Annotated in this window: 1 protein-coding gene; it reads right to left on the bottom strand. The window is 56.6% G+C overall.

What is annotated here, in order from left to right; all coding sequences use genetic code 11:
* Nucleotides 1-87: 87 nt before the first annotated feature.
* Nucleotides 88-1422 carry an amidase family protein gene (locus EOC06_RS36775; RefSeq protein WP_164898982.1) on the bottom strand — a complete coding sequence of 445 codons (1335 nt, stop codon included), beginning with the start codon at nucleotides 1420-1422 and terminating at the stop codon, nucleotides 88-90.
* Nucleotides 1423-1745: the final 323 nt, after the last annotated feature.

Below are 1745 nucleotides of genomic sequence, written 5' to 3'. Positions count from 1 at the left end.
AATGATCGAAGGCTCCTTGCCACAGCGCTGGTAATCAAAAGGTTGCAACAGATCCGGCAGCTTTACGACACGCCCAACCGTCCGCGTTTATCCGAGCCCCCGCGTTCTGAAGACTTCCTCAACGGCATTTGCGATGGCGAGGACGCGCCTATCTTCACCATTCTTCGCCATCATCATGAAGCCAACGGGAAGCTCGCCCGCCGCCTGGCAAGGAATGGTTGCCGCGCAGCAATCGAAGAAGTTCCCCGGTTCATTGTTCCTGCCGATCATGTTCTCGACTTTTTTGGCATGTTCCAGGTCGGAAAGAACGGAAAGGAGAGGTGCAACCACTGGGACAGTTGGCATCACCACTACATGAAAACGAGACATCACATCATGCGCGTCCAATACAATTTTGCGACGACATGTCAAAGCCTCTGAACGGACTTGCGGTGAAAGTGAGCGACCGGCCAACATGATATCGACCACTTCTGGTCCAATCGACTGCGTGTTTTCTTCCGCGAAGCGACCATGGCTTGCGTAGATATCACTGTAGCTTATTTTTGAAAACACCTCCCGCCAGTCACGGCGGTTGAGCTCCTCCCATGAAAATTCGGTAAGGCTTGCTCCTGCGCCTTGAAGAACACGGAGTGCGTTTTCGAATGCCGAAGCGACGGGCTGATCCAGCTCATCGAGTACAAAGTTCTGGAGAACCCCCAACGACACGCCGTGAGGCGAAAACTCCGGAAGAGGACGCCATGGCTGTCTTGCAAGAACCGCGTCCATAACCGCGCAACATTTGACAGAACGCGCGATGGGACCGACGGTATCAATCGTCGTCGAAAGCGGCACGACGCCGTCGGTCGAAATTCGCCCTTCCGAGGTTTTGAAGCCGACAAGGCCGCACAGTGCAGCTGGTCCGCGTATGGATCCGCCGGTGTCAGAGCCAAGTGCTGCCACGACAGATCCGTCTGCTACTGCGGCGGCAGCGCCTGAGGATGACCCCCCAGCAAGACGGGACGGGTCGCGCGGATTGCTCGGAGTGCCGAAGACACGGTTCTCACCCGTGTTAGCAAAAGCGAACTCTGACATGTTGGATTTGCCGATGATGACCGCTCCGGCTGCCCGCAGTTGCGCCACACAATCTGCGTCTCGTTGAGCCGGCTGCGCATTTGCCAGGGAAGCAGATCCAGCCTGCGTGATGTCGCCGCGAACATCGCAATTATCCTTTACAACTACTGGAAGGCCGGCAAGCAAAGAGGGCAAAAGCACACCCCGCTCGCTAAGTCGGTCTTCAATGCGAGCGGCGGCGAGTGCCTCATCCCGCCACAGCCGCGTAAGCGCGTGGCTGCCAGTACTTCTTAAGGCTTCGGCGTGATCAAGCGCCCGCTCGACCAGATCTGCGGACTTTAAGCAACCCGAAATACGTGCGTTCGCAAGCATATCAATTGGGTCCGACGGCCTTAGCGGCGACTGTTTTGACACCATTCTCCTCCGCGTTTTCAACGCTCATTTGTTTACCGGCCGGTCCACAGCTTCATGTCGCACGATGCAACCAAGCTGGGGGTTATCTAACCGAAGTCAATTGCAAAACCTCAGGCTGAAAAAGCCAGAGGACATGGCGATGGATCAAGGTCGGCCACGCCGGTGCACTGCCGGTGCCGCAGTGGACGTCTGGTTCCTGATGGCACTACTTAGGGCTTGCGGGGTCCATTGACATCGTCTTTCTCACTTCGCGCGGCTTCGTGCTGTCTCAGCTAAAAGAC

It is taken from the genome of Mesorhizobium sp. M7A.F.Ca.MR.362.00.0.0 (genome assembly GCF_004023175.1).
Classification (GTDB): domain Bacteria; phylum Pseudomonadota; class Alphaproteobacteria; order Rhizobiales; family Rhizobiaceae; genus Mesorhizobium.
This window is presented reverse-complemented; position numbering and strand designations above follow the sequence as displayed.

Excerpts from the sequence above, each read along its gene's own strand:
- EOC06_RS36775 (WP_164898982.1), bottom strand. The coding sequence starts at position 1,422 with ATGCTTGCGAACGCACGTATTTCGGGTTGCTTAAAGTCCGCAGATCTG.